The sequence below is a fragment of the Rhizobium aethiopicum genome (assembly GCF_900094625.1).
Classification (GTDB): domain Bacteria; phylum Pseudomonadota; class Alphaproteobacteria; order Rhizobiales; family Rhizobiaceae; genus Rhizobium; species Rhizobium aethiopicum.
The window spans coordinates 327227-353026 of the sequence record NZ_FMAJ01000007.1 but is presented as its reverse complement, the minus strand read 5'-3'; the positions used below and the strand labels follow the sequence as shown (position 1 = coordinate 353026).

General features: G+C 62.2%; 23 protein-coding genes. 15 read left to right on the top strand and 8 right to left on the bottom strand.

Annotated features, from left to right (window positions below; all coding sequences use genetic code 11):
- Positions 1–4: 4 nt before the first annotated feature.
- The gene (locus GA0061105_RS17700) at positions 5–754 is read left to right on the top strand and encodes a ThuA domain-containing protein (protein WP_092751820.1); all 750 of its coding nucleotides are present in this window, start codon (positions 5–7) and stop codon (positions 752–754) included.
- Positions 755–790: 36 nt separating this feature from the next.
- Here the strand turns inward: GA0061105_RS17700 and GA0061105_RS17695 are convergent, their stop codons facing one another.
- From GA0061105_RS17695 to GA0061105_RS17685, 3 genes are all read right to left on the bottom strand, one after another.
- Complete coding sequence (locus GA0061105_RS17695) at positions 791–1699, bottom strand: SMP-30/gluconolactonase/LRE family protein (protein ID WP_092751818.1); 909 nt, start codon at positions 1697–1699, stop codon at positions 791–793.
- A 94-nt stretch (positions 1700–1793) separates the two neighbouring features.
- Positions 1794–2615, bottom strand: coding sequence for an SDR family oxidoreductase (locus tag GA0061105_RS17690; RefSeq protein ID WP_064694207.1), 822 nt, complete (start codon positions 2613–2615; stop codon positions 1794–1796).
- A gap of 88 nt (positions 2616–2703) precedes the next feature.
- Entirely contained in the window at positions 2704–3888 is a 1185-nt protein-coding gene (locus GA0061105_RS17685) for a phytanoyl-CoA dioxygenase family protein (protein WP_092751858.1), read from the bottom strand.
- Positions 3889–3985: 97 nt separating this feature from the next.
- Here GA0061105_RS17685 and GA0061105_RS17680 point away from each other — a divergent pair, with 97 nt between their 5' ends.
- Both GA0061105_RS17680 and GA0061105_RS17675 read left to right on the top strand, forming a co-directional pair.
- On the top strand, positions 3986–5020 hold the full coding sequence (locus GA0061105_RS17680; RefSeq protein ID WP_064694208.1) for a LacI family DNA-binding transcriptional regulator: 1035 nt from the start codon (positions 3986–3988) through the stop codon (positions 5018–5020).
- Positions 5021–5076: 56 nt separating this feature from the next.
- Positions 5077–6294 (top strand): adenylate/guanylate cyclase domain-containing protein, encoded by a 1218-nt coding sequence (locus tag GA0061105_RS17675; protein WP_064694209.1) that lies wholly within the window; start codon positions 5077–5079, stop codon positions 6292–6294.
- A gap of 17 nt (positions 6295–6311) precedes the next feature.
- Here GA0061105_RS17675 and GA0061105_RS17670 read toward each other — a convergent pair whose 3' ends face one another.
- From GA0061105_RS17670 to GA0061105_RS17655, 4 genes are all read right to left on the bottom strand, one after another.
- Positions 6312–7091, bottom strand: a complete 780-nt coding sequence (locus tag GA0061105_RS17670) for an SDR family oxidoreductase (RefSeq protein ID WP_092751816.1) — start codon at positions 7089–7091, stop codon at positions 6312–6314.
- Between the two features lie 70 nt (positions 7092–7161).
- Complete coding sequence (locus GA0061105_RS17665; protein ID WP_064694211.1) at positions 7162–7557, bottom strand: DoxX family protein; 396 nt, start codon at positions 7555–7557, stop codon at positions 7162–7164.
- A 95-nt stretch (positions 7558–7652) separates the two neighbouring features.
- Entirely contained in the window at positions 7653–8801 is a 1149-nt protein-coding gene (gene dgoD / locus GA0061105_RS17660) for a galactonate dehydratase (RefSeq protein ID WP_064694212.1), read from the bottom strand.
- A 66-nt stretch (positions 8802–8867) separates the two neighbouring features.
- Positions 8868–9623, bottom strand: coding sequence for a FadR/GntR family transcriptional regulator (locus GA0061105_RS17655; protein ID WP_092751815.1), 756 nt, complete (start codon positions 9621–9623; stop codon positions 8868–8870).
- A gap of 192 nt (positions 9624–9815) precedes the next feature.
- On the opposite strand from GA0061105_RS17655, the gene GA0061105_RS17650 reads away from it, so the two are divergent.
- The 10 genes from GA0061105_RS17650 to GA0061105_RS17600 all read left to right on the top strand — a co-directional run bounded on the left by GA0061105_RS17650 (position 9816) and on the right by GA0061105_RS17600 (position 22879).
- The gene (locus GA0061105_RS17650) at positions 9816–10799 is read left to right on the top strand and encodes an arabinose ABC transporter substrate-binding protein (protein WP_092751813.1); all 984 of its coding nucleotides are present in this window, start codon (positions 9816–9818) and stop codon (positions 10797–10799) included.
- Positions 10800–10870: 71 nt separating this feature from the next.
- The gene (gene araG, locus GA0061105_RS17645; RefSeq protein ID WP_092751811.1) at positions 10871–12376 is read left to right on the top strand and encodes an L-arabinose ABC transporter ATP-binding protein AraG; all 1506 of its coding nucleotides are present in this window, start codon (positions 10871–10873) and stop codon (positions 12374–12376) included.
- A gap of 16 nt (positions 12377–12392) precedes the next feature.
- Positions 12393–13343, top strand: coding sequence for an L-arabinose ABC transporter permease AraH (gene araH, locus GA0061105_RS17640; RefSeq protein WP_064694216.1), 951 nt, complete (start codon positions 12393–12395; stop codon positions 13341–13343).
- Entirely contained in the window at positions 13340–14230 is an 891-nt protein-coding gene (locus tag GA0061105_RS17635; RefSeq protein ID WP_092751810.1) for an aldose 1-epimerase, read from the top strand. The genes araH and GA0061105_RS17635 overlap by 4 nt, the downstream gene beginning before the upstream one ends.
- Positions 14231–15010, top strand: a complete 780-nt coding sequence (locus tag GA0061105_RS17630) for an SDR family oxidoreductase (protein ID WP_064694218.1) — start codon at positions 14231–14233, stop codon at positions 15008–15010.
- Between the two features lie 213 nt (positions 15011–15223).
- Positions 15224–15655: an OsmC family protein gene (locus tag GA0061105_RS17620; protein WP_092751808.1), complete on the top strand. Its 432-nt coding sequence runs from the start codon at positions 15224–15226 to the stop codon at positions 15653–15655.
- 191 nt (positions 15656–15846) lie between these two features.
- The gene (locus tag GA0061105_RS17615) at positions 15847–16455 is read left to right on the top strand and encodes a TetR/AcrR family transcriptional regulator (protein ID WP_092751806.1); all 609 of its coding nucleotides are present in this window, start codon (positions 15847–15849) and stop codon (positions 16453–16455) included.
- Between the two features lie 50 nt (positions 16456–16505).
- Entirely contained in the window at positions 16506–17645 is a 1140-nt protein-coding gene (locus GA0061105_RS17610; protein ID WP_092751804.1) for an efflux RND transporter periplasmic adaptor subunit, read from the top strand.
- A gap of 23 nt (positions 17646–17668) precedes the next feature.
- Positions 17669–20815, top strand: coding sequence for an efflux RND transporter permease subunit (locus GA0061105_RS17605; protein ID WP_092751802.1), 3147 nt, complete (start codon positions 17669–17671; stop codon positions 20813–20815).
- Between the two features lie 153 nt (positions 20816–20968).
- Positions 20969–22879 carry a beta-N-acetylhexosaminidase gene (locus tag GA0061105_RS17600; RefSeq protein ID WP_092751800.1) on the top strand — a complete coding sequence of 637 codons (1911 nt, stop codon included), beginning with the start codon at positions 20969–20971 and terminating at the stop codon, positions 22877–22879.
- Here the strand turns inward: GA0061105_RS17600 and GA0061105_RS17595 are convergent.
- Positions 22876–23793 (bottom strand): ROK family protein, encoded by a 918-nt coding sequence (locus tag GA0061105_RS17595; RefSeq protein ID WP_064694223.1) that lies wholly within the window; start codon positions 23791–23793, stop codon positions 22876–22878. The two genes, GA0061105_RS17600 and GA0061105_RS17595, sit on opposite strands and share 4 nt — an antisense overlap.
- 305 nt (positions 23794–24098) lie before the next feature.
- On the opposite strand from GA0061105_RS17595, the gene GA0061105_RS17590 reads away from it, so the two are divergent.
- Positions 24099–24677 (top strand): exopolysaccharide biosynthesis protein, encoded by a 579-nt coding sequence (locus GA0061105_RS17590; RefSeq protein ID WP_208601663.1) that lies wholly within the window; start codon positions 24099–24101, stop codon positions 24675–24677.
- 114 nt (positions 24678–24791) lie between these two features.
- Positions 24792–25745: a sugar-binding transcriptional regulator gene (locus tag GA0061105_RS17585; protein WP_064694224.1), complete on the top strand. Its 954-nt coding sequence runs from the start codon at positions 24792–24794 to the stop codon at positions 25743–25745.
- Positions 25746–25800: the final 55 nt, after the last annotated feature.

Genomic DNA, 25800 nt, shown 5'->3' with positions numbered 1-25800 from the left:
TGGCATGACAATCAAGGTCACGATCTGGAACGAAGGACGCCGCGAGCAGGTTCACAAGGAGGTCCAGGATATCTATCCGGATCGCATCGACGGAGCGATCGCCGCCGGCATCGCCCATCCGGATTTCGAAATCCGCCGCGGCACGCTCGACGATCCTGAAGAAGGACTGCCGGACTCAGTGCTCAATGACACTGACGTGCTGCTCTGGTGGGGCCATATGGCGCATGAGGAGGTCAGCGACGGGCTGATCGATCGGGTGCAGCAGCGCGTGCTCAAGGGCATGGGCTTGCTGGTGCTGCATTCCGGCCACCACTCCAAGCTCTTCCGCCGGCTGATGGGCACCAACGCCAATCTCTCCTGGCGTGAGACGCCGGAAGGCGACCTGGAGCGTGTGTGGGTGGTCAATCCCTCACATCCGATCGCCGAGGGCCTGCCGCCCTATTTCGAGGTCAATGCCTCGGAAATGTACGGCGAACCCTTCGACATCCCCCAGCCGGACGAACTCGTATTCATCTCGTGGTATTCCGGCGGCGAAGTGTTCCGCAGCGGCTGCACCTTTCAGCGGGGACGCGGGCGCATCTTCTTCTTCAGCCCCGGCCATGAGACCTATCCGATCTATCACGACAGGACCGTGCACAAGGTGATCTCTAACGGGATTCGCTGGGCGCGGCAGAAGCATACGGATGGCCGCATCCTGGAGAACTGGCACCGCGCCGAGCCGCTGCACGGCAGGCCAGCCGCGGTGAAGCCCTAAAGCCACACGGGCATTTTTGGCGGCGCGCGCCGATCCTTACGGATATTGCGCGCCGTTCGTCTTGGTATAGATCGAATAGACCGAACGGGTTGCGGTGATGAAGAGCCGGTTCTTCTTAGGGCCGCCGAAGGTGAGATTGGACACCGTCTGTGGCACTCTGATCTTGCCGAGCAGCGTGCCTTCGGGTGTGAAGCAGTGCACACCATCACCCGCGCTCGTCCAGAGGTTCCCGCTGACATCCATACGGAAGCCGTCAGGATGGCCGGCATCGAGGCTGCAGAAATAGCGGCTGTTGGCGAGCTTCCTGCCGTCGACGACATCGAAAACTCTTACATGGCATGGCACTTCATGTTTGCCCGAACCGGAATCGGCGATGTAGAGCTTCGTCTCGTCGGGCGAGAAGGCAAGGCCGTTCGGCTGGATGAAATCCTCGACCACGGCATCGATCGCACCGCTTGCCGGGTCGATCCGGTAGACGTGCGTGGGTTGCTCGGGCTCGGCCTTGTGGCCCTCGTAATCCGAAAGGATGCCGTAGGTCGGATCGGTAAACCAGATCCCGCCATCCGAATGGACCACGACGTCGTTCGGCGAGTTCAGCCTTTTGCCCTTGTAGCTCTCGGCGAGAACGGTGATGCTGCCGTCCACTTCCGTGCGGGTAACACGGCGGCCGCCATGTTCGCAGGAGACCAGCCGGCCCTGTCTGTCGCGGGTATTGCCGTTGACATGGTTCGAGGGCGAGCGGAAGACGGAGACCGTCCCGTCCGGCGTCCAGCGCATCATGCGTTCGTTCGGGATATCGCTCCAGAGAAGGCAGTTCAGATCGGAAAACCAAACCGGGCCTTCCGCCCAGCGGCAGCCGGAATAGAGCTCTTCGAGGGCGGCGCTGCCGATGACCAGAGCGCCGAAACGTTCATCGCGGATGTCGTAAAGCGGATTGTCGGCCACGCCAAGTTTCCTCCCTGAATGCTGCCGCTCCTTCCTATCGGCAAAAATCCAGAGGTGCCAGAGCCCGGCCGCATGAATTGCCGGGTTCGGTGTCTCACAGCGCCGCGACCGGATGCGGCGAGCCGTCATAGGCACCCCAGATCGACTGGTCGAAGCAGATGACCGAGCCGGTCATCAGCCCGGATTCGGCCGATGACAAATAGGCGCAGGCGCGTGCCACCTCGTGCGGGTCCACGAGACGGCCGAAGGGCTGACTTGCCGCCGCCTTCTCCAGCCAGTCGGCGGGTGCATCGTGATATTCGCGCTGAATGCGGTCCTCGCCTTCGGACGCCATCCAGCCGATATTCAGGCCGTTGACTCGGATACGGTTGCGCAGCAGCGCATAGGCGGTGTTCTTCGTCAGCGTTTCGAGCGCACCCTTGGAGGCACAATAGGCGGCGATGAAGGGTTGGCCCGCCTTTGCCGACATCGAGCCGATGTTGACGATCGTTCCCTCGATCTTTTCGCGGCGCATGACCTTCACCGTTTCCTGCATCAGGAAGAACGGCGCGCGCACATTGACGGCGAACACGGCGTCGAAGAGCTCGGGGCTGGTGTCGAGAATGGTGCCGCGATCGGTGATGGCGGCGGCATTGACCAGTGCGTCGACACGGCCGAAAGCCTCGTCGCAGGCCCGTACGACATTCCTGGCATCCTCGACCGTGCCGAGGTCTGCTTTGACATAGACGACCCTTGCGCCGGCGGCGGCCGAAATCTCCATGGCCTTCGCCTGGCCCTTGGCTTCGTTACGGCCACAGATGACGATGCCTTCGGCGCCGCGTTCGGCAAAGAGACGGGCGATGGCTGCGCCCAAGCCCTGCGTGCCGCCGGTGACGATGGCGATCTTGCCGTCGAGACGGCCGTGGTCTGTGCTCATGTGGTTCCTCCGTTGCGATGATGTGCGAATTACCTCCCGCGGGCGCGGGAGGTCCGGTAGGAGCGGATGTGGGGCTGGAGCCTCCGGGTCAGCTCAATTTCTTCTGCGCCTGCTCGGCAAGTACTGCCGTGAAGGTCTCGTCGCTCCAGCCTTCCCCGAGAGCCTCGCGCATTAGCTGCGCCTGCGTCTTCGGCGCCAGCCCTCCGAGCGGCGGATCGCGGTCGAGATTGGTGGGGAAGGAATAACCTTCGGCGCAGGCTGCGACGGCGTTGGCGATTTCCTCGGGCGAGAGACGGTCTCGCAACGCCTTGAGGGCTGGAAAGAGTCTGGCGCTCATTTTCTCGCGGTTGACGGTTTCCATTGCCCGTCCGAAAGCGGAGGAGACCTGCAGGAGATTGGCGACACGCTTGATGTCGGCCGAACGGTTGGTGCCGGCAGCGTGGAAGAGAGCGGGATTGAAGAAGACGATGTCGCCCTTTTCGAGCGGCAGCTGGATGTGGTTCGCTTCGAAATAATCCCGAAACTCCTGGCGCTTCAGCGCCAGATAACCCGGCACATAGGTCTGGCTGTGCGGCAGGAAGAGTGTCGGACCGCTTTCGAGCGGCATGTCGCAGTGGGCGACCGCGCCCTGCAGCGTCAGAACCGGGGAGAGACGGTGCACATGCGCCGGAAATTGCTCAATGACCGCAGATGACTGGAAGCCAAGATGGTAGTCGCGGTGGGCCGACTGCGCCGCGCCGCCTGGATTGACCCGGTTGACCTGCGCCGTCATCTGGTAGCTCGGACCGAGCCAGGCTTCGCTTGCGAGCGCGATAATGGCATTGCCGTAGTATTCGGCGAAATTTTCCGGATCGGCGAGGCAGTGTTTTTCCAGCGAATTCCAGATGCGGTCGTTGGCGCCGGGCTTGGCGAAATGATCGCCGCCGCCGGTCCAGGTGCGGTGCTGCTCCTCGATAATGGCCTCGAAAATCGCGCTGGCGCGGTCGATAATGCCGGTGTCTTCATAAGCCTGCTTGAAAACGACGACACCTGGGCCTTCGCCGAAGGCTTCGCAGATCTCGGCCAGCACGAGGCGTTTGCCTTCTCCGGTCGCGGCCGCCGTCACCTTGCGGCTGTCATAGATCAGCACGTTCTTCTCGACCGCGGAAGCGTTCGGGTAATCGACAAGGGCGGTCGTCTTTTGCGCAACGCGACGAAAATCGTCGAGGTCGCAGGTCTCTTCGCTGAGCCAGACACGGTCGGCGCGCAGCTTCTGCGGATTGTCGGTCTTCATCATCAGGCTCCTCCGTGGTTCCGATGACGGCACTATACGCCCGGCCGCGGGGTGATATAGATCAGCAATCCATCAAAAAACCATCAGACGGATCTCCATGGCCCATCCCTTTCTCGTCAAGGACATCGCCTTCCAGGCGGGACTGAGCAGCGCAACGGTCGACCGGGTGCTGAACGGCAGACCGGGTGTGCGCCGGCAGACGGAGATGCGGGTGAGGGCGGCAATCGCGGAGCTGGAGAAGCAGCAGACAGGGGCGATGAGCGGCGGGCGAATATTGGCGATCGATGTCGTCATGGAGACGCCCGAGCGTTTCAGCGATGCGGTGCGCGCCGCCTTCGAGGCCGAAATCGCGGCCTTTCTGCCTGGCGTCTTCCGCTGCCGCTTTCACTTTGCCGAGGTGATGAAGCCGGCCGAGCTGGTGCAGCTTCTCGATCGCATCCGGCTACGCGGGACCCATGGCATCGTGCTCAAGGCGCCTGACGTCGCCGAGGTCGCTGCCGCCGTCGCGCGGGCGGATGCGGCCGGCATTCCCGTGGTGACGCTGGTAACTGATCTGCCGAATTCGGCCCGCATCGCCTATGCCGGCGCCGACAACCGGGCCGCGGGAGAAACTGCCGCCTATCTGATCGGCGAATTCCTCGGAAGCGTCGGCGGCAAGGTGCTGGTAACACTGTCGAGCGGGCGGTTCCGCGGCGAGGAGGAGCGCGAAATCGGCTTTCGACGCCTCATCCGCGCCCATTATCCCGATATCGGCATCACCGAAATCAGCGAAGGGCACGGCAGCGACAGGGCGACGGGAACGCTTGCGGCGGCAGCGCTGGCGACCGATCCTGCCATCAATGCTGTCTATTCGATCGGCGGCGGCAACCGCGCGGTGCTGGCGGCCTTCGATGCGGCCGACCGTCCCATCCGCGTCTTCGTCGCCCATGATCTCGATGCTGATAACCGAGCCCTGCTTGCCGTGCGCCGGATCGGCTTCGTGCTGCATCATGATCTCAGAACCGACGCGCGTTCGGCCTTCAGGGCGATCATGAGCCGCGCTACTGCTCCCGGGCGGGCCGTTCCGGCGTCGCTTTCTTCGGTCGAAATCGTCACGCCTTATAATATGCCTACAGGCGATTGGACCAATTGACTTTCCTTCCATGCCGAATTCGGGCTACAGCTTGGGTCGGAGCGAAGGTGAGCGCCATGGATTACAGCGACGTCGGCACGATTGCGGCCTGGGTTACGGAGCAGGGCCTGAAAGGTGTTTCGGAAGCCGAACTAATGACCGGCTTCTGTGCGGCATGTCGGGATGCCGGGCTGCCGCTCGACCGAGGCATGGCGCTGATGGATACGCTCCACCCCGTGCATGAAGGCCGCGCCTTCCGCTGGGACAGCGTGGAGGAGATCGAAACCGAATTCGAGTATGGCCCGACGAGCTCAGGCGAAGCGGCAGCGAACTGGCAGCGCTCAGCCTTCTACCATCTTTGGTCGGGCAACGAGCGGGAGGTGCGCCGACGCCTGGGCTTCGGCGATCCGGCCGATTTCACCATGCTCGACAAGATTGTCGAGGCCGGCCACACGGATTTCGTGGCGATGATGCATCGTTTCAGCGAAGCCGGAACGATCGGGGAAATGGATTGCTTCTTCTCGCATTTCGCAACCAAACATCCCGAGGGCTTTTCCGATCGAGATCTCGCCATCCTGCGCAAGCTCGTGCCGGTTCTCGGATTGGCGATCAAGTGCATCGCGCTCGGGCGCATCGCCCGCACCATCGCGGAGGTCTATCTCGGCGAGGATGCGGCGCGCCAGGTGATGGAAGGCAAGATCAGCCGCGGCAAGTCGGAGCGGATCTCGGCGGCGCTGTGGTTTTCCGATCTGTTGAACTACACCAAGATTTCCGACCGTGTTCCGCCGGAGGAAATCATCCCGCTGCTCAACGATTATAGTGAGGTGGCCATCTCGGCGATCCACGAGGCGGGCGGCAATGTGCTGAAGCTGATCGGCGACGGCGTGCTCGCCATCTTTAAGGGCGAGGTGCCCGCCGAAACGTGCCGTGCGGCGCTTCGCGCCGAATCGCTGCTGCGGGAAAAGCTCGCGAAGCTGAATGCGGCGCGCGCGGCCGACGGCCGGGCGACGACCGACGTCTATATCGGACTGCATATCGGCGATGTCTTCTACGGCAACATCGGCAGCCAGGACCGGCTCGACTTCACCGTCATCGGCCCTGCCGTCAATGAGGTCAGCCGGATCGCCTCTATGTGCCGTTCGGTCGACCTCAACCTGTTGATCTCCTCCGATTTCGCCGCGGCCATACCGGCGGAAGAGCGCGCCGCGCTTGCCTGCGTCGGACGTTATGCCTTGCGCGGCGTGCAGCGCGCGCAGGAGCTCTATACGCTCGACGGCGCCCGGCTGAACGCCTGATTGCAAACGTTCAAGAGTTAGCGCAACAGGCCCTGGCCGCCGTCGATCCAGATCGGTGTACCGGTGATGTGGCGGGCACGGTCGGACGCCAGGAAAAGGATTGTTTCGGCAACATCTTCGCTCTTGCCAGCCTTTCCACCGGCGATCGGGATGTCGCCCTGCGGCCAGATCACCGGAACCTCCGTCTCCTCGCGATGACGGCTGTCGGTATTGGCGCTGATATTCGTCGCGATCTCGCCCGGGCAGACGGCATTGACGCGGATGCCATGGCGGCCGAGTTCAAGCGCAAGCTGCTGGACCATGGCGACCTGGCCTGCCTTGGTTGCGGTATAGGCAGTGGCGCCCGGCGTCGTGAAGGTGCGGGTGCCGTTGATCGACGAGACGACGACGATCGAACCACCGCGGCGCTTCAAATGCGGAACCGTCAGATGCAGGGTCAGATAGGTGCCGCGCAGATTGACGGCAATGGTCTTGTCCCATTCTTCCGGCTTCAGATCGTCGATCGGTGCCCAGACGCCATTGATCCCGGCATTGGCGACAACGATGTCGAGGCCGTTGAAGGTTTCTGTAAGTTTCTGCACTGCGGCTCGCATTTGACCTTCGTCGCTGGTGTCGGCGGTCAGCGAGATCGACTCGCCGCCGGCGGCCTTGATCTCGGCGCAGGTCTTCTCGACCTCGTCTGCCGTCCGGCTCAGTACCGCGACCTTTGCCCCTTCGGCAGCGAGTTTCAATGCGGCTGCTTTGCCGATGCCGGAACCGGCGCCAGTGACCAGCGCGATCTTATCATTCAGTTCCATGGGCGACCCTCCGTGACGTTGCGCCGATATCCCAATGTTCTGCACGGCAGTTGGTTCCGGAGGGAAAAGGCTAGCGGAGGAGCGTGCGTCTCAAGGCCCATTTCTCCGGCCCGTGGACAGCGGCAAAGAGCAGGCCGGCGAGGAAGGTGAAGTGATCGACGAAGAAGCCGAATTCGGCCTGGTTCTGTTGCCAACGCGACGGACCGTGGAAGGCGAAGGCAAGGAAGATCACGTAAATGCCCGCGAGCAGGCTCGCCTCGGTGAAAAAGGCGCCTGATATGAAGGCAAGAGCCAGGGCGACCTCGAAAAAGGCTGCGACCCAGGTGAGGAAGGTCGCTATAGGGAAGCCGGCGGCGGCAATGTAGCTCGCCGTGGCGCCGATATCTGCGAATTTGAAGCCGGCGGCCATGAAGAAGATGAAACTGAAGATGAAACGGGCGACGATGATTGCAACTGCTCTGGCCATGGAAACCTCCTCTTGAGCTTCCACTATGACGCAGGAGACGGTTGATATCCTACACTGCGAATGAAAGGGCCGCGCTCGCGCGACCCTTCATTTTCTCACCACTCGGCAAAGCTGCCGTCGGCGTGCCGCCAGATCGGGTTGCGCCAGCGATGGCCCTCCCTCGCGCGCTCGATGACATAGGCCTCGTCGACCTCGATGCCGAGACCAGGACCCTGTGGGATCGAGACGAAACCATCGGCATAGTGGAACACCTCCTTGTTGGAGATGTAATCGAGGATGTCATTGCCGGTATTGTAATGGATCCCGAGGCTCTGTTCCTGGATGAAGGCATTGTAGCTGACGGCATCGACCTGCAGGCAGGCGGCGAGCGCGATCGGGCCGAGCGGGCAATGCGGCGCCAGCGCCACGTCATAGGCTTCGGCCATCGCCGCGATCTTGCGGCATTCGGTGATGCCGCCGGCGTGGGAAAGATCTGGCTGGATGATGTCGACATAGCCGTCCGAAAGCACCTGCTTGAAATCCCAGCGGGAATAGAGGCGCTCACCGAGCGCGATCGGCGTCGATGTATGGTTGACGATATCGCGCAGCGCCTCCTTGTTTTCCGAAAGCACCGGTTCCTCGATGAACATCAGCTTGTAGGGCTCGAGCTCTTTGGCGAGGACCTTGGCCATCGGCTTGTGGACGCGGCCGTGGAAATCGACACCGATGCCGACATGCGGGCCGATCGCCTCACGGATGAGGGCAATGGTTTCGACCGCTTTCTCCACTTTCTCGTTGGTGTCGACGATCTGCATCTCCTCGCAGCCATTGAGCTTGATCGCCTTGAAGCCGCGGGCGACCACGTCTCTCGCATTGTTGGCGACGTCAGAAGGACGGTCGCCGCCGATCCAGGAATAGACCTTGATGCGGTCGCGCAGCTGGCCGCCGAGCAGGGAATGGATTGGCTGGCCGAGGGCCTTGCCCTTGATGTCCCACAGCGCCTGATCAATGCCTGAGATCGCGCTCATATGGGCAGCACCGCCGCGGTAGAAGCCGCCGCGATACATCACCGTCCAATGGTCCTCGATCAGAAAGGGATCCCTGCCGATCAGATAATCTTCCAGTTCGCGGACGGCGGCCTCGACGGTCAGCGCGCGGCCTTCGACGACGGGCTCACCCCAGCCGACGATGCCCTCGTCGGTCTCGATCTTCAAAAACAGCCAGCGTGGCGGGACGATATAGGTGGTGAGTTTGGTGATTTTCATCGCTGTTCTTTCAGTCTGTTCCTGGATTTGCGATCGGCGACGCTTCCGAAGACTTCCGGTGACCCATCATTTCGTTCTGCCAATCACCTTCTCGGCGGCGGCAAGATCACGCACCGCAAGGTCCAGCATGCGGTTGGCGCATTCCCGAGCGCCGGCCCTGTCACGCATGCGTAAAGCCTCAACCAGCTGTCCATGGACGAGCACCGCATCCTCGCGATTTTCGACGGCGATGTTGGAAGCATGCAATGCATATTTCAGCGCCGCATGGATGGCGCTCGACAGGCGGCGGAAGACCTGGTTGTGGCTGGCGGTCAGCAGCACCGCGTGAAACATGACGTCCGCATCGGTAAAGCTTTCCGGATCGCCGGCGCTGTCGCGCATCCGTCGCCAGGCCTTGTCAAGATCGGCGATCTCCTGGGCGCTGGCGCGCTCGGCGGCATATTCGGCGGCGGCCGGCTCGATGGTACGGCGGGCTTCGAGAATGCAGCCGAGCAGGTCGAAATCCTTGATGTAAGGCCCCATCCAATCGAGCACCTCGGCATCGAGGATATTCCAGTCGTCCTTGTCGCAAACCGTGGTTCCGACCCGTGGTTTGCCGCGAACGAGGCCCTTCGATTCCAGCACCTTCAGTGATTCGCGAATGACGGTGCGGCTGACGCCGTAGAGTTCGCAAAGGTCGTTCTCGCGGGGCAGCGGCGAGCCTGAGGGATAGCGGTCCGCGCAGATATCCCGGGCAATTGCCGCCGTGACGTTGCGGCGTACCCGAGGGCGGCGTTCGATGCCGGGGCTTTCGACTCCATCCTGTGGCTCGATTGTTTCCAACTCGTCTCTCCGCTCCAAGCCCGATGCCACCAAATCTCATTATCTGAATTCAATCGGCTTTGCGACGCTTCCCAGGTCGCGCTCTATCCTATTATTCCAATCATCATACATTGGCAATTGACTGGTATGATGATTTGTCATAATTCATTGGATACTGCCTGGGAGGCAGCCGCTAGATTTAGGGAGAGAGACATGCGCTTGTTCAAAGCAGCCATCCTGGCTGGCACGTTCGCCATTCTGGCGGCCGGCTCGGCATTTTCCGCAGACGTCAAGATTGGGTTCATCGTCAAGCAACCCGAAGAGCCGTGGTTCCAGGACGAATGGAAATTCGCCGACCAGGCGGCCAAGGAAAGAGGCTTCACCGTCGTCAAGATCGGCGCCGAAGACGGCGAGAAGGTTCAGTCGGCGATCGACAATCTCGGCGCCCAGGGTGCGCAAGGCTTCATCATCTGCACGCCCGACGTCAAGCTCGGCCCCGGCATCGTCGCCAAGGCCGAAGCCAACCAGCTGAAGCTGATGACGGTCGACGACCGCCTCGTCAGCGCCGACGGCAAGCCGCTGGAAGATGTGCCCCATATGGGTATTTCGGCCACCAAGATCGGCGAAACCGTCGGGCAGGCAATCGTAAACGAGATCAAGAAGCGCGGTTGGGACATGAAGAACGTCGGCGCGGTGCGGGTCACTTATGACCAGTTGCCGACCGCCGTCGACCGCGTCGAAGGTGCGGTCTCGGTGCTGAAGTCCGCCGGTTTCCCGGCCGAGAACATCTATGACGCGCCGCAGGCGAAGACCGATACCGAAGCAGCGCTCAACGCGGCAACCACCGTTCTCAACAAGCATGCCGACGTCAAATACTGGGTCGCCTTCGGCCTCAACGACGAGGCCGTGCTCGGCGCCGTCCGTGCTTCCGAGTCGGTCGGCATACCGGCGGAAAACGTCATCGGCGTCGGGATCGGCGGTGCGGAATCGGCGATCAACGAGTTCAAGAAGCCGGCCGCGACCGGCTTCTTCGGTACCGTCATCATCTCGCCGAAGCGCCACGGCTACGAAACGGCGCTGAACATGTACGACTGGATCGCCAACGACAAGGAGCCGGCAAAACTGACGCTGACTTCCGGTTCGCTGGCGCTGCGCGGCGATTACGAGAAGGTCCGCAAGGATCTCGGCATCGAGTGACCATCCTCCCAGGATGATGAACGTCCGGCGGCCGCTCCGCGTGCCGCCGGGTCCTTGTCGGTGGAGCGGTGATGGCTTTCCTCGAATTCAGGCATATTTCCAAGGCCTATCCCGGCGTGCAGGCGCTGTCGGACGTCTCCTTCACGGTCGAGAAGGGCGCCGTGCGCGGTCTCATGGGTGAGAACGGGGCAGGAAAGTCGACGCTGATCCGCGTGTTGTCGGGCGATCAGGCCGCCGATGGCGGCCACATCCTCATTGACGGCGAGGAGCAGAAATACGGATCGGTTCGCGACGCCTTCCATGCGGGCGTCATCGTCATCCATCAGGAATTGCAGCTTGTTCCGGAATTGACGGTTGCCGAAAATCTATGGCTGGGACGCTTTCCCGCCAAGGGCGGCGTCATTCATTCGAAGACGCTGGTCGAGACCGTGCGATCGAAGCTCGAAGAGATCGGCATCGATGTCGATCCGTCCGCCAAGGTAGCCTCACTTTCGATCGGCGCGCGGCAGATGGTCGAGATCGCTAAGGCGGTGATGCTCGATGCACGGGTGATCGCACTTGACGAGCCGACCTCCTCGCTTTCCTCGCGTGAAAGCGAAATCCTGTTTTCGCTCATCGGTAGGCTGAAGGCAAAGGGAACCGTCATCCTCTACGTCTCGCATCGCCTCGACGAGATTTTTCGGCTTTGCGACAGCCTGACAGTGCTACGCGATGGCAGGCTTGCCGCCCATCATTCCGAGATCAAGAACACGACGCGCGAGCAGATCATTGCCGAAATGGTCGGCCGCGAGATCAGCGATATATGGGGATGGCGCGAGCGCCCGCTCGGCGACATCCGGCTGGAGGTCAAGGGCCTGTCGGGGTCGAGGCTGCGCAATCCGATCAGTTTTTCCGTCCGCCGGGGCGAGATTCTGGGCTTCTTCGGCCTGATCGGCGCCGGCCGCAGTGAGATGGCGCGGCTGCTTTACGGCGCCGATGCCAGGAATCAGGGCGAAGTGACGATCGACGGTGCCGCGGTTTCGCCGAACGATCCGAAAGCGGCGATCAATGCCGGCATGGTGCTCTGCCCGGAGGATCGCAAGTCCGACGGGATCGTTCAGGGACGGTCGATCGAAGAGAATATCGCCATCTCGTCGCGCCGGCATTTCTCTCCCTTCGGGATTCTAAATCCGAAAAAAGAGGCGGCGTTGGCGGATGAATTCATTTCCCGGCTGCGGGTGAGGACGCCCTCGCGCAAGCAGGACATCATCAATCTTTCCGGCGGCAACCAGCAGAAGGTCATCCTGGGCCGCTGGCTTTCCGAACAGGGCATCAGGGTTCTGGTGATCGACGAGCCGACGCGCGGCATCGACGTCGGGGCGAAGTCGGAAATCTATGAAATTCTTTATGAGCTGGCGGCCGGCGGCATGGCGATCGTGGTGATTTCAAGCGAACTGCCGGAAGTGATGGGCATCTCCGATCGCATCATGGTGATGTGCCAGGGCAGGGTGGCGGCCGATGTCGCCCGGCCGGATTTCGACGAGCGCAGCATTCTGACGGCGGCTCTTCCCGACAAGAATGCAGCCGGCACCATCTAGCATCAGGAACAGGACGATGAACTCGTTGAAAAAAATCCTTCTCGGCGAACAGGGGCTGGTGGTGATCTTCGCTGCCGCCTTCGTGATCGTCTCGCTCTTCGTTCCGAACTTCCTGACCGAGCGGAACATGCTGGGGCTGCTGCAGTCGGTCGTCACAATCGGCATCGTCGCCTGCACGATGATGTTCTGCCTTGCCTCCCGCGATTTCGATCTTTCGGTCGGATCGATCGTCGCCTTCTCCGGCATGGCCGCAGTGATGGTCTCGAACGCAACGGGCTCCATTCCCGTCGGGTTGCTGGCCGCCCTGCTGTGCGGCGCCGTCGTCGGTTTCGTCAACGGTATCGTCATCGCCCGCTTTCGCATCAACGCATTGATCACCACGCTCGCGACCATGCAGATCGTCCGCGGGCTGGCGCTGATCGCCTCGGATGGCCGCGCCGTCGGCATCAACGATCCGACGTTCTACCAGCTTGCCCTGTCGCGATTCCTTACCGTGCCGACGCCGATCTGGATCATGCTCATCCTTTTCGTGTTCTTCGGCTTCGTGCTCAACCGCACCGTTTTTGGCAAGAATACGCTGGCGATCGGCGGCAATCCCGAAGCCTCGCGGCTTGCCGGCGTCAATGTCGTCAACATGCGCGTCTGGATCTTTGCGCTGCAGGGCCTCGTCTGCGGCATTGCCGGCATCCTGCTGGCCTCGCGCATCACGTCCGGCCAGCCGAATGCGGCGACGGGGCTCGAGCTCTCGGTGATCTCGGCCTGCGTTCTCGGCGGCGTTTCGCTAGCGGGCGGCCGGGCGGCGATGAGCGGCGTCATCGTCGGCGTGCTGATCATGGGCATTGCCGAAAATGTTATGAATCTGCTGAATATCCAGGCATTCTATCAATATGTCGTGCGTGGGCTGATCCTGCTGATCGCGGTGCTGCTCGACAATTTGAGATCTTCGGCTGCGGGACGACGAGGATGAGCCAAAAGCGGGCAGGGGACGAAATCGAGCTGAGGCATGGCGACCTCGCCGTTCGGGTCAGCCGCGCAGGCGCTGCCGTCACCGCTGCGACCTATCGGGGGACACCCTTTCTCGTGGCGGCCGGCGGGCCAGATGGTGCGATGGCGAATTTTGCGATGGTGCCGTTCGGCAATCGTGTCGAAGGCAATAGGATGTCCTTTGCCGGACGCGACTATGCCTTCCTGCCGAATACTTCCGATCCGCTCTATCGGCACGGCGACGGCTGGCTCGGGTTTTGGGAGCTTGAAGAGGCTAGCCCGGCGCATGCGCTGTTCTGCTTTTCCCGCCCCGCCGACAAAGTTTCACCCTATGCCTATCTGACCCGGCAGGAGATCCGTCTCACCGGCGATACCTTGGCGCTGACGCTTTCCGTGGAAAACCGGGGGCAAACCGCGCTTCCCTTCGGGCTCGGTCAACATCCCTTCTTTGTCCGGACGCCAGAGACGAGGCTGGCGATTGCGGCCGAGCGCTACTGGAACGAGCGGCCCGACCATCTTCCTGAGAAGGCCGGCCCTGTGCCCGACGAGTTCGATTTCAGATCCGGCAAGCTGCTGCCGCAAAAATGGATGAACAATGCCTTCGAGGGCTGGAATGGGCGAGCGGCCATCGCCTGGCCGGAGCTTGGAATTCAGGCGGCGCTGGAAGCCGAGGGTGCGCTTGATCGCTTCATGCTTTATGTGCCGGTCGACCGCAGCGACTTTTTCTGCCTGGAGCCGATGAGCCACCTTCCGAATGGTCATCACCTGGCCGATTTCGGCGGACTCGCGCCGCTTTCGCCAGGTGAGGTCATTGCCGGCAAGATGACGATCCTGATGTCCGGGCTGCCGGTTCAATCGGAGGTGAGATAGATGGGTGGTCGGCTGCAAGGCAAAAACATCCTGATCACGGGCGCCGCGCAGGGTATCGGCCTTGCGATCGCCAAGGCGTTCATTCGGGAGGATGCCGCCGTGTATCTCATCGATCGCGATGGGGCGCTGCTGGCGCAGGCAGCGGGAGAGGTCGCGAGCACCGGCGGCCGGGTTGGTTATCTGCCGGCCGATATCACCGATAGCGGAACGATCACGAGGGCGGTTGCGCAGGCGAATGACGAGATCGGGACGCTAAATGCGCTTGTCAACAATGCCGGGGTCAACGTCTTCGCCGAACCGCTCGACACGACGGACGAGGCGTGGAGCCGCTGCTTCGACATTAATCTGAAGGGAGCATGGAATTGCTCCAAGGCGGTGCTCCCCGGCTTTATCGAGCGGGGCGGCGGCGTCATCCTCAATATCGCCTCCACGCATGCCTTCACCATCATTCCGCACACCTTTCCCTATCCGCTCGCCAAACACGCGCTGCTCGGGATGACGAAATCCCTGGGGCTTGAATATGCGCCCCGCAATATCCGCGTGAACGCCCTCGCCCCGGGCTATGTCGCGACCCAGAAGGTGATCGATTACTGGAACAGCTTTCCGGATCCGGAGGCGGCAAAGGCCGAGACGATGAAACTGCATCCCGGCGGCCGCATCGCGACGCCGGAGGAAATCGCCATGGCGGCCGTGTTCATGATTTCCGACGAATGCCCGTTCATGAATGCCACCTGCCTGACGGTCGACGGCGGCCTGAGCGTGCTGCAGCATCCCGTTTGAAAAATGCTCAATTCGTGCTGGCTTTTTACAGGCCTGTCGTCTTCTCGATATAGAGCGTTATATTGTTCTGCGGGGGAGCCTATCCAATCTCCCGCCGGCACGCAGCGGCGCCCCGCCGCTTGCTTGATAAAGTGAGGGCATGATGTCGTCCGAAAACCGTTCACACTTTTCGGCATCATGCTCTGAAAGCTCAATCGAAAACAGGAGGACGGCATGCAGATCAATCGCACGGCTTCGGCTCATTGGGCCGGTGGACTCAAGGATGGCAAGGGCCTGATCTCAACCCAGAGCGGCGCGCTGACGGACTATCCCTACGGCTTTGCCAGCCGTTTCGAAGGCATTCCCGGCACCAATCCGGAAGAACTGATCGGTGCTGCCCATGCCGGCTGCTTCACCATGGCGCTGTCGCTCATCCTCGGCGAAGCCGGTTTCAATGCCGAGCATATGGAAACCTCCGCCAAGGTGACGCTCGAAAGTGTTGAGGGTGGCTTTGCCGTCACCGCCATCCACCTTTCGCTCTCCGGCCGCATTCCCGGCGCCGATGAGGCAACTTTCACCGAGCTTGCCAACAAGGCGAAGGCCGGCTGCCCGATTTCCAAGGCGCTCGCCGCCGTTCCGATTACGCTCGACGTCAAGCTCGCCTGATTTTCCTGCCTGTTGCCGATGAAGTGCCGCGCGTCTAACGTCGCGGCACTTTCATTGGGGTCATCGTCAGATCGTTCCGAAATTGACCGTGCTCAATCCGTGGGTATCCGTGGCATTGACAAATGACAGCTGATATCTTACGACTGAGGAAATTCAAAATTCGTCAGTCGTAACTCGAGGCATCGAAACTCATGAACGACATCGCGGAAAATACGCTCGACGTCACGCGGCAGGAGAATGTCACGCGCATTCTCGACGCGGCTGAGCGGCTGTTCCGTCACTACGGTTACAGCAAGACGACGGTGGCCGACATCGCCCGCGATCTCGGCATGTCGCCAGCCAATATCTATCGTTTCTTCGCTTCGAAGGTGGAAATCCATCAGGCGCTTTGCGGGCGCATGCTCGCTACCGCCTATCAAATCGCCTACGACATCCGCCATCAGCCGATCAGCGCCAGCGAGCGGTTGCGCCGCTATGTCGAAACCCAGCATCAACTGACGCTGGATCTGATGCTCGATGAGATGAAGGTGCACGAGATGATCATCGTCGCGATCGAGCGCGACTGGCATGTGATAGAGAAACATATCGATCGCGTCCATGATCTCATCGCCGAGATCATCGCCGAGGGCATCGCAGCCGGGGAATTCGCCGAGCAGGATCCGGTCGTTGCTTCACGCTGCTTCGGCGCGGCGACGATCAATCTCGTCCATCCGCAGATGGTGGCCCAATGTCTTGCTAAAACCAACCGCGCAAGCGTCGACGAACTGATCGATTACGTGATCAGGGCGCTCAAGAAATAAGCGACGGCAAAGGCCGCCGGAAATCCCGAAACGATCTAGGAGTGCGGAAGATGTTTTCGCTGAAGACCGTCAGTAATCGCATGCCGTCCGTCGCGAGCCTCGTGCTCGTCGGCGCCATCGGCATCGGCCTTTCCGCCTGCTCGGAAGAAAACGCTGAGGTCAAGGAAGTTATCCGGCCGGTGAAGGTCGTCGAGATCGCCAGGGCCGACGATACCCGCAAGCTTGATTATTCAGGCTCGGTCAAGGCGCGCACGGAGATGAATCTTGGATTCCGGGTGGCGGGCAAGATCACCGAGCGGCTCGTCGATATCGGCGACCGGGTGATGCCGGGCGACGTTCTCGCCCGGGTCGATGCCACGGATTACCAGCTCGCCGTCAAGACGGCGGAGGCCAATCTCGCCGCTGCGGAAAGGGGCGTCGAAACCGCCGATCTCGCCAACAAGCGCGCCGAGCAACTGTTCGACAAGAGCGTCGCTCCGAAGTCGCAGCTGGAGCAAGCCGCGCTCAGCCATGACCAGGCTGTTTCGCAGCGCGATGCAGCGCTCTCGGCACTCGATCAGGCGAAGAACCAGGTGAGCTACACCGAACTCCGGGCCGGCCAGAGCGGTATCGTCACCGCGATAAATGCCGATATCGGCCAGGTCGTCGGCTCCGGCAGCCCTGTTGTCACCGTTGCAGTCGACGGCGAAAAGGAAGTGCAAATCGCGGTCCCGGAAAACGACATTGCCGAATTCAAGCCCGGCAAGACGGTCAAGGCCAGTTTCTGGGCGGACGATCGGCTGGTGCTCGACGGCAAGGTGCGCGAGGTTTCCGGCAGCGCCGACCAGCAGTCGCGCACCTTTGCGGTTCGGGTGAGCCTGCCGAACGATCAGCGCGTATTGCTCGGCATGACGGCGACGATCGAAGCCGATGTCAACAACGGTAACAGCTATGTCGCGATCCCGCTGAGCGCCCTGGCTGAGAAGGACGGCAAGCAAATGGTCTGGACCGTCGACCGCGACACGGCGACGGTGCATGGCCGCGCCATCAAGGTCGCCGATTTCACCGCCGACGGCGTGCATGTGACCGAGGGTCTCGATAGCGGCGATCTCGTCGTTGCGGCTGGCACCCAATTCATGAGCGAGGACCTGAAGGTGAAGGTGCCGGATCAGCAGTCGGCCCTGGTTGCTACGGATCAGACGGTGCGCTGATCGCGTCGAAAGGACACAAGACCATGGACGCCACCACCACCGAGAAGCGGCCTTTCAATCTGTCGCGCTGGGCGATCGGACATCCGAGCATCGCGCGTTTCCTCTTCGGGCTGATCATCATCACCGGCGTGCTCGGGCTGATGCGCATGGGCCAGCGCGAGGATCCCGAATTCACCTTCCGCGTCATGGTCGTCCAGGCGCTCTGGCCGGGTGCTTCCATCCAGGAAATGGAAGACCAGGTCGTCAACAAGATCGAGCGCAAGCTGCAGGAAACGCCACATCTCGACTGGGTGAAATCCTATACGCGGGCGGGCAGCGCCATCATCACCCTGCAGGTGCAGGGCGACACGAATTCGCAGGAGGTGGCGGATGCCTTCTATCAGGTCCGCAAGAAGGTCGGCGACATCGCGAACGAACTGCCGCAGGGCCTGCTCGGCCCCTATTTCAACGATGAGTTCGGCGATACTTTCATCACGCTGCATTCGATCAGCGGCGAGGGTTATTCCTATCCGGAACTGAAGAAATACGCGATCCAGGCGCGCGACATGCTGCTGACGACACCAGGCGTCGAGAAGGCGGTCATCATCGGCGACCAGCCGGAAAAAATCTATATCGACGTCTCGTCCAAGGCGCTCGCCGAGCGCGGCCTGACGATCCTCGACCTGCAGAACGCCATCAAGGGCCAGAACAATGTCGACCCGGCAGGCTCCGTCGATACCGGCCTCCGTTCGGTGCGCATTTCGGTCGAAGGCGACGTGAAGAAGGCGGCCGATATCCGCGAGTTGCGCCTGCGCGCCGGCGGCCAGGTGACGCGCCTGGGCGATATCGCCACAGTCAGTTCCGGGCTCGAAGATCCCTACCAGCGCAAATATCGGTTCAACGGCCATGACAGCGTCCAGGTCGGCGTCGTCATGGCCAAGGGCTTCAACGTGACTGATGTCGGCAAAGACGTGGAGGCGACCTATCATCGCTTCGAGGAGGCGCTGCCTTACGGTGTTGCGGTCGACCAGATCGCCAACCAGCCCGACGTGGTGACGGATGCGATCAGCGAATTCATGCATGCGCTCGGCGAGGCTCTGGTCATCGTGCTTGTCGTCTCTTTCCTGTCGATCGGCTGGCGCTCGGGCCTCGTCATCGCCATCGCCATTCCGCTTGTCCTCGCCGCCACCTTCGCGCTGATGTACGAACTTGGCATCGACCTGCAGCGCATCTCGCTCGGCGCGCTGATCATCGCGCTCGGCCTGCTGGTCGACGACGCGATGATCGTCGTCGAGATGATGGAGCGAAAGCTGGAGGAGGGGCTGGTCAAGATCGAGGCGGCAAGCTTTGCCTATTCCTCGACCGCCTTCCCGATGCTGACCGGCACGCTGATCACCACGGCCGGCTTCATCCCCGTGGGTTTCGCCGCATCGACGGCCGGCGAATATGTGCGCTCGCTGTTCTACGTCGTCGGCATCGCGCTTGTCACCTCGTGGTTCGTCGCGGTCTATTTCACGCCGTGGCTCGGCTACATGATCCTCAAGCAGCGCCATCACGCCGGCGAGCATCACGACGCTTTCGACACGGGCTTCTATCGCCGGCTGCGCGGCACGGTCGGCTGGGCGGTTCGCCATCGGGTCATCGTACTGCTGTTGACGCTCGGGACATTCGTCACCAGCCTCTGGGCGTTCCAGTTCATCCCGCAGAATTTCTTCCCGCAATCCTCGCGGCCTGAGATCCTCGTCGATCTCTGGTTGCCCGAAGGCACCAGCATTCGGGAAGTCGAGGTGCAGGCAAAGGCGCTCGAAGCGAAGATGATGGACGACCCCGATAAGCGGTTCATCGCAACCTATATCGGCGAAGGTGCACCACGCTTCTTCCTGCCGCTCGACCAGCAGCTGCGCAATCCGAACTTCGCCCAGCTTCTGGTCATGGCGAAGGACGAACCGGCGCGCGAACGGCTGATTGTCAAGCTGCGCACCATCCTTGCGGAAGATTTCCCCGACGTTCGCGGCAAGGTCGACCGCCTGTTCCTCGGCCCGCCCACAGGCTGGCCGGTGCAGATGCGCGTCATGGGACCTGACCGCCAGGAAGTGCGTGAAATTGCCGATCAGGTGAAGGCGCGCTTTACCGCCAATCCGATGCTTGGCGCCATCCATGACGACTGGCTGGAGCCGGTTCCGGCGATGAAGCTGGTGATCGATCAGGACCGCGCCCGGGCGCTGGGTGTCACCTCGCAGCGCGTGCGCCAGATGCTGCAGACTGCCATGTCCGGCGCTGCGCTCGACGATTTCCGCGACGGCGAGGAGACGGTCTCGATCGTAGCCCGCGAGCCGGATGCCAGTCGCTCGCTACTGTCGGCCGTCAACTCCGTCTATGTGCCGACGGATTTCGGCGGCTTCGTGCCGGTCTCGCAGGTCGCCAAGGTCGTGCCCGTCATGGAGCAGGGCATCGAATGGCGGCGCGACCGACTGCCGACGATCACGGTGCGCGCGACGCTGCCCGACGGCGTGCAGCCGAACGACGTTGTCATGAAGATGTATGCCGACATGAAGGACCTGCGCGACAGCCTGCCTGCCGGCTACAAGGTCGAGATCCAGGGCGGCGCCGAGGATGCGGCGGAAAGCCAGATGTCGATCGCGGCCAAGGCGCCGATCATGCTTGCCGTCATCATCGTGCTGCTGATGGTGCAACTGCAGCATTTCGGCAAGGCGATGCTGGTGCTTGCCACCGGGCCGCTCGGCATCATCGGGGCTGCGGCCGCCTTGCTGATCAGCGGCGCGCCCTTCGGCTTCGTGGCGATCCTCGGCGTCATCGCGCTGCTCGGCATCATCATGCGCAACTCGATCATCCTGGTCGACCAGATCGATCAGGATATCAAGGCCGGCATGCACCGGCAGGAAGCGATCGTCGGCGCGGCCGTTCGGCGTTTCCGGCCGATCATGCTGACGGCGCTGACCGCCGTGCTGGCGCTGATCCCGATCTCCCGCGGCGTCTTCTGGGGTCCGCTCGCCTTTGCGATGATGGGCGGCATCCTGGTTGCCACAGTGCTCACCATTCTGGTTCTGCCCGCCGGTTACGCCCTGTTCTTCGGCCGCGAGCCGAAGGCGAAGGACGAGCCAGGGCGGGATGCCGACGCCGTCCAGGAAGAGGCGGATGACAGACATCCGCCGGCGTTGGCAGCCGAGTGAAGGCGGCGCGGCGAAAGCCGCGCCGTTTTCCTTTCGAGGTTGCTTCGCCTGGGCTCGCGCCGATTCCCTTGCCGCCTCGAAAAAGCTAAGCTCGTGAAAGCATGCCGGGGGAGCACCGCGAACCCGGCCGCTCACCACGAGGAGGGCGCGATCATGGCTGATTATCGTCTGGAAACGAGCTGGCGTCCGATCGAAGGCGGTTTCGGGCGCTTGACCTTAACGCTCTTCAACCTTTCCTCCGAGCCTCTTTCCGGCTTCTCGCTCGCCTATACGTCGGAGACGCGGGCTGCCGACACGCATGTCTGCGACGGCGGCAGCCTCAAGCGGCAGATCGCGCATTTTCATGAATTCCTGCCGCCCGAGGGGCTGAGCGTGCCGCCGGGCGGGTGCTGGCGGTTTACCGTCGAAGGGCTGACCCGGGAGCCGAAACATGCGACATCGGGCGTCAAATCGGCCTATCTCACACTTGGCGACGGGCGCCATCTTCCCGTCGGTTTCGGCGATCTCATTCTCGAAGGCCGGGATGGCGGTGCGGCGCCGCCGCTTCTGCCGTCGGGCCGCGCGGAGGAGCCATATTCGCTGCTGCCCTGGCCGCTGGCGCTTGGGTTGAAGGCGGGAGAGCTGCCGGTCGTCCTTTTTCCGGACGAGAGGACACCGCCCGAGGCGGTTAAGGCGTTGTCCCTGGTTCTGTCGCTCTACCAGCGGCTCTTTCCGGCCGAAAACGTGCCATTCTCGCTCAGCGCCGTAAAGGGCGGGCGCGTCATTCGTTTCGTCACCGAATCGTCGATCGCTGCGTTCGCCTACGAATTACGATTTGCCGCGCAGGAGGTCGTGCTCTCCAGCGCAGATAAGGCGGGCCAGCACTATGGGTTGATCAGTCTGGCGCAACTGATGCACGGCGCGCGTGCCGATCGGGAGCGCTTCAAATTCCCGAATTTCGGCACGATCGCCGACCAACCGCGATATGACTGGCGCGGTTGCCATCTCGATGTGGCCAGGCAGTTTTTTCCGGTCACGGACGTCATGCGGCTGATCGATATTCTTGCCTGGAACAAGCTCAACATCTTTCATTGGCACCTGACCGACGACGAAGCCTGGCGGCTGGAGGTCAAGGCCTATCCGGAGCTTACGGAGATCGGCGCGCGGCGCGGGCCGGACCAGATGCTCGTGCCGCAGCTTGGCGACGGGGCGGAGCCGCGCTCCGGCCATTACACGCAGGAGGATGTCAGGCGGATCGTCGCGCATGCCTCGGCGCTGCATATCGAGGTGGTGCCGGAGATCGACGTTCCCGGCCATAGCACCGCGACGCTGTTCTCGCTGCCCGCACTCGTCGACGGGCAGGAGGCGCCGGAAAGCTACCGCGCGGTGCAGGGTTATCCCAACAACGCCCTCAACCCGGCGGTCGAATTCACCTATGAATTTCTCGGCGAGGTGTTCGACGAGATGGCCTCACTGTTTCCCGGCGAATATATCCATATCGGCGGCGACGAGGTGGCGAATGGCGCCTGGCTTTCCTCGCCGCTCTGCAGGGCTTTGATGGAGCGGGAGAAACTTGCCGGCACGGCCGAGCTGCAATCCTATTTCCTGAAGCGCATCAAGACGATGCTGTCGAAGCGCGGCAGGAAGCTTGCCGGCTGGAACGAGGTCTCGCATGGCGGCGGCGTCGATCGCGACGGCACGTTGTTGATGGCCTGGGAAAAGCCTGCGGTCGGGATCGAGCTGGCGCAGCAAGGTTACGACGTGGTGATGACGCCTGGCCAAGCCTATTATCTCGACATGGCGCAGGATGAAGCCTGGGAGGAGCCCGGTGCGAGCTGGGCGGGCCATGCACCGCCGGAACATACCTATGCTTACGAGGCCGAGGGCGAATTGCCGGAAGCGCTGCGGGAAAAGATGCGCGGCATCCAGGCGTGCATCTGGACTGAAAACTTCCTCTCACGCGCCTATTTCAACCGGCTGGTCTTTCCGCGGCTTTCGGCAGTCGCTGAAGCCGCGTGGACCTCATTGGAACGCAAAGACTGGGACCGGTTTGCTGCGATCGTGCGGATGTGGCCGGTACTTTAAAGCACGGCTGCTTCAGCCTTCAGCCCCAGCAGCGCGGCGCCGATCAGGCCGGGTTCGATGCGGCATTGGCTGGGCACCACCAGCGGACGGTCGAACTTGCGCAGGGTGCGGCCGCGCACCGCCTGGTCGAGCTCGGCCAGCAGCGGCTCGACATTGGAAAGCCCGCCCCCGACCGGAACGATGGTGGCGCCGGTTATGTTGATCGTCAGCGCCAAGGGCGAGGCGACGAGATCGACATAGACGTTGATCGTGCGCGTCGCTTTCTTCTCCCCTTGCCGCCACGCATCGATGATCTCTTCGCTCGAAAGGTCGAGATCATGCAATGTTTTGTGCAAGCGCTCCAACCCGCGGGCGCCGCCGATGGTGTCGACGCAGCCCTTCTGGCCGCAGCCGCAGGCATAGGCGGGAATGGCGACGGACGGATTTCCGGCCGCCGAGGCGATGATCGGGCCATGACCCCATTCACCGGCGAAACCACCGGCCTCGTTGACGAGACGCCCCTCGGCGACAAGGCCACCGCCGACGCCGGTGCCGAGGATGGCGCCGAAGACGATGCGGTGTCCTCGGCCAGCGCCGAGGCCGGCTTCGGCCATGGCGAAGCAGTCGGCGTCATTGGCGATCAGTACCGGCAGTCCGAGTTCGGCTTCGAGGTCGGCGGCCAGCGTGCGGCCGTGGATGCACGGAATATTGGCGCAGGTCAGCCGCTGCGTATCGGGATCGACGACGCCGGCGATGGAGAGGGCAATGCGGCTCGGCTCTTCGCCGGTCTCGGCGATGATGTCGCGAAGGGTCTCGACAAAAGCGGAGAAATCCTCCTTCGGTGTCGGCCGGCGGCCGAGGGGGACGATGTCCTTTTCGGAGCGGGCGATGCCGCCCTTGATGGCGGAGCCGCCGATGTCGAATGAAATGATCATTGCCACCCCGCCATCTCTTTGGGTCTTTGGTGTCTGCTCGCACTGTTGGCGGGGAAATACAAGCCTTCATTCGCGGTCGGGCCAGGTTGTGCCGTATGATGCCGCACCGGATGAACGAGGTGGACATGATCGACGCCGCGCCACAATTTCTGCCTCGTAAGTCATTCAATTGGCATATTGCCTCGCCAGAATTCAGCCCGACATTTCCACCATTCACCGGTATCATGACCATCGAAAACGCCGATTCCAACAGACGCAGAAGACCACGTCCGCCACGTCCCAAAGGCCGCCGCCTTTCAGCCGTCTTGCGGCAGCTGGCTGCCGACCAGAGCCGGGAATGGATTTCGATCGGCGACCTGTTCCAGACGATGGGCGACAGGGCGATCAGCGCGCTGATGCTGATCTTTGCGCTGCCGAACGCCTTTCCGACACCGCCCGGAACCTCGGCCGTGCTCGGCGCGCCTTTGGTTTTCCTGGCGGTGCAACTGACCTTCGGGCTCAAACCCTGGCTGCCGAAGGCGATTGCAAACCGCTCGATGCGGCGGGAGGACTTCGAGACCATTGTCGGGCGCGTTCATCGCTGGCTCGCTTGGGCCGAGCGCATGCTGAAGCCGAGGCTTGCGATCTTCGCCGAGCCGCCGGCGGAATATTTCGCCGGCCTCGCCTGTCTGCTGCTTTCGATCGTGCTGGTGCTGCCGGTTCCGCTTGGCAACATCCTGCCGGCGATCACCATCTCGGTCTTCGCTTTCGGCATTATGGGCCGTGACGGGCTCTTCGCACTCATCGGCTTCATCATGACGACGGTGTCGCTCGTCATCGCCGGCGGCGTGATTTACGGTCTGGCGAAGGCGTCGATTTATTTCATCATGCAATGGTTTGCCTGAGCGGTGTCGCCAACGGGCTCGACATTTCCCGGAATTTTGTTTTGATCTGGCGCGATAGAGACTCACATCATGCCGGTGGCGGCAAGCCGGCTCATTTTGCGCGGTAGGCATCATATGGCAAAAAGATCCGAGACCCCTGCACGGCTCGACGATGCGGCGCGTGCCGGCTGGCTTTATTACGTCGCCGGGCGCACGCAGGATGAAATCGCCGCCGCGATGGGTATTTCACGGCAATCGGCGCAGCGGCTGGTATCGCTTGCAGTCGCCGAGCGTCTGATCAAGGTGCGGCTCGATCATCCGATCGCCGCCTGCCTCGAGCTTGCCAATCAGCTGCGGCGGAAATTCGGGCTGAAACATGTGGAGGTGGTGCCGAGCGATGCGAGTTCCTCATCGACCACCGTCGGCATCGCCGAAGCGGCCGCGGCCGAGATCGAGCGCTGGCTGAAGCGGCCGGAACCGATCGTGCTGGCGGTCGGTACCGGCCGCACGCTGAAGGCGGCCGTCGACCAGCTTCCGGCGATCGAATGTCCCAATCACCGGATTGTCTCGCTCACCGGCAACATCGCGCCTGATGGGTCGGCCGCCTATTACAACGTCATCTTCAGCATGGCGGATGCGGTCAAGGCGCGGCACTATCCTATGCCGCTGCCGGTGCTCGTGACCTCGGCCGAGGAACGGGAGCTTCTGCATGGCCAACAGCTGGTGCGCTCGACGCTCGACATGAGCGCCCAGGCCGACGTCACCTTCGTCGGCATCGGCGAGCTCGGCATCGACGGGCCGCTCTGCGTCGACGGTTTTCTCGAGAAGGACGAGATGATGGAGCTGATGCGCGGGGGCGCCGTCGGCGAAATCTGCGGCTGGATCTTCGATGTCGACGGCAAGCTGCTCGACAACCCGATCAACGAGCGCGTCGCCTCGGCGCCGATCCCGTCACGCGAGGCATCGATGGTCATCGGGCTTGCCAAAGGCAAACGCAAATTCAAGGCAATCCGCGCTGCCGTCGTCGGCCACCAAATCAACGCTCTGATTACCGACGAGGAAACGGCTGAGTTTTTGCTCAAAAGCTGAGCAAAAAATATTCCAATCAAATCAAATAGAAGACTGCCGCCTTCGGCATCGCAGC

What these genes read in the sequence shown, in the direction of transcription:
- GA0061105_RS17615 (WP_092751806.1), top strand. Translation starts at nt 15,847, where the DNA reads ATGAACGACATCGCGGAAAATACGCTCGACGTCACGCGGCAGGAGAAT.
- GA0061105_RS17670 (WP_092751816.1), bottom strand. Translation starts at nt 7,091, where the DNA reads ATGGAACTGAATGATAAGATCGCGCTGGTCACTGGCGCCGGTTCCGGC.
- GA0061105_RS17600 (WP_092751800.1), top strand. Translation starts at nt 20,969, where the DNA reads ATGGCTGATTATCGTCTGGAAACGAGCTGGCGTCCGATCGAAGGCGGT.
- GA0061105_RS17585 (WP_064694224.1), top strand. Translation starts at nt 24,792, where the DNA reads ATGGCAAAAAGATCCGAGACCCCTGCACGGCTCGACGATGCGGCGCGT.
- GA0061105_RS17685 (WP_092751858.1), bottom strand. Translation starts at nt 3,888, where the DNA reads ATGAAGACCGACAATCCGCAGAAGCTGCGCGCCGACCGTGTCTGGCTC.
- dgoD (WP_064694212.1), bottom strand. Translation starts at nt 8,801, where the DNA reads ATGAAAATCACCAAACTCACCACCTATATCGTCCCGCCACGCTGGCTG.
- GA0061105_RS17650 (WP_092751813.1), top strand. Translation starts at nt 9,816, where the DNA reads ATGCGCTTGTTCAAAGCAGCCATCCTGGCTGGCACGTTCGCCATTCTG.
- araG (WP_092751811.1), top strand. Translation starts at nt 10,871, where the DNA reads ATGGCTTTCCTCGAATTCAGGCATATTTCCAAGGCCTATCCCGGCGTG.
- araH (WP_064694216.1), top strand. Translation starts at nt 12,393, where the DNA reads ATGAACTCGTTGAAAAAAATCCTTCTCGGCGAACAGGGGCTGGTGGTG.
- GA0061105_RS17700 (WP_092751820.1), top strand. Translation starts at nt 5, where the DNA reads ATGACAATCAAGGTCACGATCTGGAACGAAGGACGCCGCGAGCAGGTT.
- GA0061105_RS17595 (WP_064694223.1), bottom strand. Translation starts at nt 23,793, where the DNA reads ATGATCATTTCATTCGACATCGGCGGCTCCGCCATCAAGGGCGGCATC.
- GA0061105_RS17680 (WP_064694208.1), top strand. Translation starts at nt 3,986, where the DNA reads ATGGCCCATCCCTTTCTCGTCAAGGACATCGCCTTCCAGGCGGGACTG.
- GA0061105_RS17665 (WP_064694211.1), bottom strand. Translation starts at nt 7,557, where the DNA reads ATGGCCAGAGCAGTTGCAATCATCGTCGCCCGTTTCATCTTCAGTTTC.
- GA0061105_RS17605 (WP_092751802.1), top strand. Translation starts at nt 17,669, where the DNA reads ATGGACGCCACCACCACCGAGAAGCGGCCTTTCAATCTGTCGCGCTGG.
- GA0061105_RS17610 (WP_092751804.1), top strand. Translation starts at nt 16,506, where the DNA reads ATGTTTTCGCTGAAGACCGTCAGTAATCGCATGCCGTCCGTCGCGAGC.
- GA0061105_RS17630 (WP_064694218.1), top strand. Translation starts at nt 14,231, where the DNA reads ATGGGTGGTCGGCTGCAAGGCAAAAACATCCTGATCACGGGCGCCGCG.
- GA0061105_RS17675 (WP_064694209.1), top strand. Translation starts at nt 5,077, where the DNA reads ATGGATTACAGCGACGTCGGCACGATTGCGGCCTGGGTTACGGAGCAG.
- GA0061105_RS17635 (WP_092751810.1), top strand. Translation starts at nt 13,340, where the DNA reads ATGAGCCAAAAGCGGGCAGGGGACGAAATCGAGCTGAGGCATGGCGAC.
- GA0061105_RS17690 (WP_064694207.1), bottom strand. Translation starts at nt 2,615, where the DNA reads ATGAGCACAGACCACGGCCGTCTCGACGGCAAGATCGCCATCGTCACC.
- GA0061105_RS17620 (WP_092751808.1), top strand. Translation starts at nt 15,224, where the DNA reads ATGCAGATCAATCGCACGGCTTCGGCTCATTGGGCCGGTGGACTCAAG.